Origin of the sequence: Thiocystis minor (genome assembly GCF_016653465.1) — a bacterium.
Taxonomy (GTDB): Bacteria; Pseudomonadota; Gammaproteobacteria; order Chromatiales; family Chromatiaceae; genus Chromatium; species Chromatium minus.
The window spans coordinates 1-7,243 of record NZ_NHSQ01000152.1 but is presented as its reverse complement, the minus strand read 5'-3'; the positions used below and the strand labels follow the sequence as shown (position 1 = coordinate 7,243).

At 61.4% G+C, this 7,243-nt stretch carries 6 protein-coding genes; 3 read left to right on the top strand and 3 right to left on the bottom strand.

Features of this window, described 5'->3' with window-relative positions; translation table 11 throughout:
• Together CCR95_RS20685 and CCR95_RS20680 are read left to right on the top strand one after the other, a co-directional pair.
• On the top strand, positions 1-1,763 hold a 1,763-nt coding region (locus tag CCR95_RS20685), incomplete at its 5' end, for a DUF4942 domain-containing protein (protein WP_338115460.1).
• A 111-nt stretch (positions 1,764-1,874) separates the two neighbouring features.
• Positions 1,875-2,138: a WGR domain-containing protein gene (locus CCR95_RS20680; RefSeq protein WP_242523390.1), complete on the top strand. Its 264-nt coding sequence runs from the start codon at positions 1,875-1,877 to the stop codon at positions 2,136-2,138.
• Between the two features lie 250 nt (positions 2,139-2,388).
• On the opposite strand, the gene CCR95_RS20675 is transcribed toward CCR95_RS20680, so the two are convergent.
• Positions 2,389-3,441, bottom strand: coding sequence for a serine hydrolase domain-containing protein (locus tag CCR95_RS20675; protein ID WP_201098022.1), 1,053 nt, complete (start codon positions 3,439-3,441; stop codon positions 2,389-2,391).
• Positions 3,442-4,084: 643 nt separating this feature from the next.
• On the opposite strand from CCR95_RS20675, the gene CCR95_RS20670 reads away from it, so the two are divergent.
• Positions 4,085-4,705, top strand: a complete 621-nt coding sequence (locus CCR95_RS20670; RefSeq protein ID WP_201098020.1) for a hypothetical protein — start codon at positions 4,085-4,087, stop codon at positions 4,703-4,705.
• A gap of 279 nt (positions 4,706-4,984) precedes the next feature.
• On the opposite strand, the gene CCR95_RS20665 is transcribed toward CCR95_RS20670, so the two are convergent.
• Both CCR95_RS20665 and CCR95_RS20660 read right to left on the bottom strand, forming a co-directional pair.
• Entirely contained in the window at positions 4,985-6,082 is a 1,098-nt protein-coding gene (locus CCR95_RS20665; RefSeq protein ID WP_201098026.1) for an IS91 family transposase, read from the bottom strand.
• Positions 6,066-6,956, bottom strand: coding sequence for an IS982 family transposase (locus CCR95_RS20660; RefSeq protein ID WP_201098018.1), 891 nt, complete (start codon positions 6,954-6,956; stop codon positions 6,066-6,068). The genes CCR95_RS20665 and CCR95_RS20660 overlap by 17 nt, the downstream gene beginning before the upstream one ends.
• Positions 6,957-7,243 lie beyond the last annotated feature (287 nt).

Below are 7,243 nucleotides of genomic sequence, written 5' to 3'. Positions count from 1 at the left end.
ATCGGGGTTATCCTTTTCAGGAGATTGTCGCCATGATCGACCAACAGCAGTTCTATCCAACCCCCGCCGCTCTCGCGCGAAAAGCCTGGTCCAAGTTCCAGAACCGCGAGTTTACGCGCGTCCTGGAACCCAGCGCCGGCACCGGCGACTTGGCGGGCGAAATGCCCTGGAGCCGCCACGACGCGGACAAACCGATCGACTGCATCGAGATGGATCTCGCCAAACATGCGCGCCTGCGCGAGCAGGGATTCCGTGTCGTCGGGATGGATTTTTTACAGTTCAGCGGCGGGGCGTTTTATTCGCATGTCGTCATGAACCCCCCCTTTGCACGGGGCACGGAGCATGTCCTGAAAGCCTGGGACATTCTGTGGGACGGCGAGATCGTCGCCATCCTGAACGCCGAGACGCTCCGCAATCCCTACACCAAGGAACGCCAACGGCTTGCGCGGCTGGTCAATGAGCACGGGGGCGTGGAATACATCAACGATGCGTTCTCCACCTCGGAGACCGAGCGCAAAACCGATGTTGAGATCGCCTTGGTGTATCTGCGCAAGCAGGTTCGCCGCGAGGACATCGTGGGAAGCCTTCTGGATGACCTGACGCGCGACGCCACCTCGGGGGAAGCGCTGGCTGGCGACGATTGGCAGGCGCAGGAGTTATGCCTGCCCGGCAGCGAGATCGACAACGCGGTCTTGAGGTTCAAGGCGGCGGTCCAGGCGATGCGCGAGTCCGTCCTCGGCGAGGCACGGGCGAGTCATTATGCCAGTCGCCTCGGGCATACGCTGGCGGTCTCTCGGGGCGACGCCTCGGAAGACACGCATCCGCGTGAGGTGAAATGGGTGACCGAAACCTTGCACGAGCGTTATCTGACGCTCAAGGATCGCGCCTGGAACGCGATTTTGTCCTCCACCAAGGTCAGTGAACGTTTGTCGCGGGCGGTGCGTAACGATGTGGAACGCCAGTTCGAGGACGTGAAGCAATTGGAGTTCAGTGCTGCCAACGTCTATGCGTTTCTGTTGGGTCTGTCGGAAAACCAGGGGCAGATCCAAATGGACATGCTCTGCGAGGTGTTCGACGAAATCACCCGGTATCACACCGACAACCGGGTCTTCTACAAAGGATGGAAGTCCAACGACAAGCATCGCACCGCCGGGATTCGGATCAAGACCAGTCGGTTCGTGTTGCCGCACCATGGGACGGAGAGCCACGCCCATTCGATGAAGTGGGACTCAATGAACCTCCTGGCCGATTTTGACCGGGCGTTCGCGATGCTCGACGGCAAACGGAGTCCCGAGGTGGGGCTGTGCGATGTCTTCCGGACGCAGTTCCGTGCGCTTCGCGACGGCGCACGGGTCAGTAGCCGTTATTTCGATGTGCGCTACTACCCGAAGGTGGGCACGATCCACTTTTTCGCCCGTGACAAGAAACTCGTCGAGCGTCTCAATCTCCTGGTGGGACGTCAGCGGCGTTGGTTGCCGCCCGAGGACGTGCGGGTCAGCGATGCCTTCTGGTTGCAGTACGAGAAGGCCGAGGCGTTCGAGAAGGACGTGAATGTCCAGATCACGGCGCTGGCGAAATCCCAAGGATCCGGATGGGAAGACCCACGGCGCCGGCTCAATGACACGGAGGCGTCCGTGGCGCAACGCGCGCAGGCCATCATCGATCAGGCACTCGACGCGGTGCTGGAGAAGCAGGGCATTGACGTCCAGGGTCTCCTGGACACGACGACGGACGCTCTGCAACTGGAGTTGCTCGTCGCCTAATCGTTAACCCCCAAAACCCACCAGCCTTGGCTGGTGGGTTTTTTTGCTTCAAGACGGCACAAATCTTGTCAATCCGTTGACGGGAAGGCGCCGCTGCGCGACATTCGCACGATGTCGACCACAAACGGACCCGATGGCGAGGAGCCGCCCACCGTGATGTACCGTTGGACTAATCCCGAGAAGGCGCGCTACTACCAGGTCGATCTGGTCCGGGATCTCTTGGGCGATTGGACCGTTATCCAAAGCTGGGGCGGCGTGGGCTCAAAGCGGGGCCGGGTGCGGATCGTCTGGGTGCCCTCCCACGACGCCGGCGTGGCGCGCCTGGCGGCGATCGGGAAGCAGCGGGAGAAGCGGGGATATACGCCCGTCGGCTGATCGGACGGTCGTGTGCTCGCCATCGCCACGACAAGGAAAAATTGCGTCAACGGTTGATCGCGTACTCGCGTCAACCGTGCATCTGCATCCTCAGCGCGTCTTGTCCGCGCACCTCCCCCGCTAACCGCTCCCGCAGCTCTGTCAATCGTCCCCGCCCGTCTGCTTGACCGCCATCCCCAACGCCGGTCGCTGGGCGATCAGCACCACCAAGGCGCTGGCCGCGCGTGAGCGCCGTGTAGACCTGCCAGACTCAAGCACGCCAAGCCGGGACAGCTTTCACCACTTTCCACATCATGGCATCCAAGTTTAAGCCGTCGCGACGGGTATTGGTGAAGGCGGCCCAGCAGAGCCCGCTGGCGGTTCTCGCCATGATCGTTAAACTGCCGGGCAGGCTGCCGCGGTGCCACCAGTTGGGAACTTTGTTCACGCACCAACCGCAGGCGTAACCAGTATTGGCCGGGCTCGGGGTGGTCATGGCATTGATGCTGTCCGCGCTAAGGATATCAGGCGTAGCGTTAAAGCCGTCCACATGCATGGCAAAACGCACCATATCGCTGGGCGTGGCAATCCAGCCGCCGTGCGAATCCATACGGGTCAGGTTCATCTCGTAGGGCTCGCGATCAGATCCATTTTGCCCATAGATCACCTCTCCCGGCGCCCGCTGCGCCAGGGTGTTACCGGCCAGCGTCATGTCCTGAATCCCGCAGCGTTCCAGCACGGCATGCTGGACGTATTCCGCATACGTCTGTCCGGTGATGTTCTCGATCACCCGCCCGAGCAGGCAATAGCCAAAGTTGGAATAGGCGTAGTGGGTACCAGGCGCATGCCTTAATGGCTGATGACGCACCGCCCAGGCGATCAGTTCCTGGTGATTCATCTCGGGATGGCGAAACATGGGATCGGCATCGTCATTTGCCCAGCCGCCGCCGGTGTGCGTCAGCAAATGGTAGAGGGTGATTTGACTGACGAGGTCCGGATAGCGGGCTCCATCGTCAACGGCCAACAGGCCCCGTTGGCCAAACACAGGATCGTGCAAGCCAAGACGGCCCTGCTCGATCAGGGAGAAGATGGCGACGGCGGTGATCGGTTTCGTCAGACTGGCGATGCGGAACCGGCTTGCAGCGGTCGCCAGCTCGCCCGTGCGCTGATCGGCCAAGCCAAATCCTTGCTGGTACACCCATTGCCCGCGCGAAGCAATCGCCAGCGAGAGCGCGGGGGCATGGTAGGCGCGCATGGTTTGGGTCACGATGTCGGCAATCGTTGCCGCCTCGTGGTTCGTTGGCAACGGCGGCGCTTCTGCCAAGGCGGACAGCGGACGAATCAGACCGGGCACGACGCCCGCTGACAGCGCGTAAGCGGCGCCTTGCAAACAGGCGCGGCGCGTTATTCTTGTCATGGCTGATCGTTGTCCAGCGCCATGCCATCCGTCGACGGCTGGCACCCGCGATCAGATTCAGCTTGACACGCCAACTTTTGCATACCCGCCACTGCTGATCCCCCTCTGGGATGAGACCGAATCATCCGCGCGGCTCCAAGTCAGTTGTCATGCTCAAGCGATCAGCCCACGCGGGACCGCTCCCGCTCCGCGAACGTAGCCCATGCTGCCTCGTCGAGCCCCGCGGCCATCGCCAACCGGCGCAGATTCGCCTAAAGGTTCGCCTCGACGCCGAGAGACGGGGCATGGCCGACGTCGTCGCCCTCCGCGACCGACCAGATCAGGACTGCTCTGATTGGCGGTGATCACGATTGCCGACATTGCACCAGTTGCTGGCGGCTTGTACGTGATCTCAGATCGTTCGGAGTGGCGGTTAGGGAGACTGAAGCGATGGTGGCATGGCGTTGCCAAGACCGTCGCATTGAGGCATCAAAATGACCAGCGCATGCCGAAAGATTCCTCACCGTCACAGTGATACTCTACGCGCAGACCTCGCTGCTGGAAACGGACCATGACCCCGGAACAGTTCGTCGCCAAATGGACCGGCGTCACCCTCAAGGAACGCTCGGCGGCCCAGGAACACTTCTGCGATCTCTGCCGCCTCCTCGACGAACCCACGCCCGCCGAGGCCGACCCGACCGGCGCTTGGTACTGCTTCGAGAAGGGCGCCAAGAAAGCCGGTGGCGGCGACGGTTGGGCCGATGTTTGGAAACGCGCCTGCTACGGCATGGAGTACAAGGGGCCGGGCAAGGATCTCCAGAAGGCGTTTCAGCAACTCCAGCTCTACACCCCCGCCCTCGAATATCCGCCGTTGCTGATCGTCTCCGATATCGCGCGGATCGTCATTCACACCGCCTTCACCGGTACGGTCCCGGAGATCCACCAGATCAACCTGGAGGATCTGCTCGATCCCGCCCAGCGGCGTTTACTCAAATGGGCCTTTAGCGATCCCGAACGGCTACGCCCCGGTCGCACCACCGCCCACCTGACCGAAGCCGCCGCTGGTCGTTTCGGCGATCTTGCCCAAGTGCTGCGCGAGCGCGGTCATGCCCCAGCCCAGGTCGCCCATTTCAGCCAACAGATCCTCTTCTGCCTGTTCGCCGAGGATATCGATCTGCTGCCCAACGAATAAGGTTAGATCGTCCGAGCGAAGCGAGCGACGATCTGAACCGTTTGTTGGACGAGCCCGGGACGGTGGGGATTTGGGGGATAGAAAATAGCTTTTGCGAGGCCAAAGGAGCGTCGGGCTCGGAGGCCGGTGAAGCGCACGCATTGTGGTCGCTGAGGCTCGCCATTGCGGCGAAGGTGGCGGTGAAGACGGCCTGAACGGGCAACCATCCCCGAATTCAGGCCGAGCGTGGCCCCTGGCCCGTGGAAGCCGACCTCCGGGGAGTCGCCCTGTGGACGAGGGTTAGATCACCGCCGCCTCGCGTGTGTGCAGAAGTGGAACGGTGAGGGTCTTGGGCGGTCGCGGCGGAATCCGGGTCTGCACGATCTCCATGTCCGCCCCGCAGCACGGGCAGGTCAGTCGGGGCCGGGGTCTGAGCGTCTCGATCAGACGCCTCGGATCGAGGCCGAAGAGCCACTGCAGCAGGGCGATGGCGCGCTTGCTGTTGGGATGCAGAAAGCCATAGTTGCGGGTGCGCCGGAACCCCTTCGGCAGGACATGCTGGAGCACCAGGGCGAGGAAGCGTGCCCCCGGCAGGGTGCGGTAGGCGACGCGCTTGCGCTTGGCATCGCGGTAGCGAAAGGTCACCTGCCCGTTCTCGCAGGCGACAATGTCCTTCTCCTGGATGACGCCGCGATAGAGATAGCGCCCCAGATAGACCAGCGCCTTCTCGCCGCGCCCGACGTTCTTGCAGTCGACGACCCAGGTGCTCGGAAGGCCGGGCGGTAGAGTCAATCCCTCGGTGGCGATGGCCTCGAGCAGCTTGGCGCGGAAGACCTTGGCGAGTGCCTTGTGATTGAACAGATAGCCGCGCTTGGCGCTTTTGGTGCGCCACCGCTTCTTGTCCGGGTCGATGGCGGCGGCTGGCACCACCAGATGGACATGGGGATGGAAATCGAGGCGGCGCGAATGGGTATGGAGCACCGCAATCGCTCCGGCCTCACCGTGCAGTTGGGCGTCATTGCGCGTGAAGGTGCGCACCGTCTCCCAACTCGCGCGGATGAGGTGATCGTAGAGCGCCTGCTGGTTGGCCCCCATCAGCGAGCGCAGCGCCTCGGGCACGGTGAAGGTCAGCAGGAAATAGCTCGCCGGCACCTGTTTGGCGAGTTGACGCTCGATCCATTGCTGGCTCTCATGGTGCTGACAGTGCGGACAGGCACGGTGCCCACAGGAGTGTGGGACGAACTCGGTGTGATCGCACGCGGTGCACTGCGCCCGCATCAGGGGGCTGGCCGAGGTCCGGCAGGTCTTCAGGGCGTGCAGGGCGTTGAGCTGACTGGGCAGGATCGCCTCCCCGGCCTGCGCTAGGTAACGTGAGTTTTGTTTAAGAATCTTTTGAATTCAATATGATAAGTTGATTTTTGGTAAGATTGAGAGACTGCTTGGTGGGTTGATACGTGTAAGCGATCAAGGCCGCCAGGACATTGACCATGGCGTTGATGACACTCCGATGGCGCGTGTGCTCAATCTGCTGGATGTTTTTGAGCTGATCGTTGATGCTTTCGATGATCGCGCGCTTGCGCAATAACAGCTTATCCATCAATGGCATGAGTTTATTGTGCATGTTCTTGCGGATCTTGGTGATCAGCTGCAGGCCGCGCTCCCAGAGTTCGTCAAAGAGGCGCTGGGAGATGTCGCCGCGATCTCCAATGAGTTTGCCCGTCAAGCCCTGGGTCAAATCGGGCACGGGCTGACGGTCGTCAACATTGCCGGGCGTGATCCGAAACGCGAGCAACTCGCCGCGATCGTTGACGACGAGATGAAGTTTGAAGCCGTAAAACCAGCCCATGGAATTTTTGCCGCGTCGGGCGACCTGCTTGAACACCTTGTGATTGTGGATGCGCCGGTTGTGGCAAACCACCCAGGTGGTCGAATCCACAAAGGCAAGGCCGGTCTCCTGGCCGTAGCGGCTCTGGAGATAGACGCACAAGGGCATCAAGGCGCGGGGGATCAAGGCCACAAAGCGCGTATCACTGATCAGGTGGGGAAACTCCGCGCGGGCGTGTCGGCTCAGGGACAACAGGTAGAACGCCTTGAAGGTGCGGTATTGGGATTGATGGAAGACGATCAGGATCGTCAGGATCTCGCTGAGGGTTAAACGGCAGGCGCGCTGCCGGCGCCGCTCGCCGCTGGTCAGGAGTTGGCGCTGCCAAGCCGGCAGAAACACCTGGCAGAAATCATCCACATCACAGAACACGGCTTCAAAATCGATCATGGCGGCTCTCCGGGATCAGGATGTTCTCCTGAAACCTTAGCGGGTTTCGTCCCCCAGAGCCGCCGCCCTTATCCAGAATTCACGTTAGCCAAAGTTTAACGCCTCAGATTATTTCTCTTTTAAGATCATCCGCTTACAGCGGAAAAAATCGCTCAGTGGCACTACATTCGTGAAATTTTGTGAAACCGGACGATTCAGACAATCATTTTCTGTATCCCTCCCGGGCTGGGATCGCTGCCCAGCGCCTGGATGATCGCCAGCTGCGCCGGCTCGGCGCGGGTCGCCTT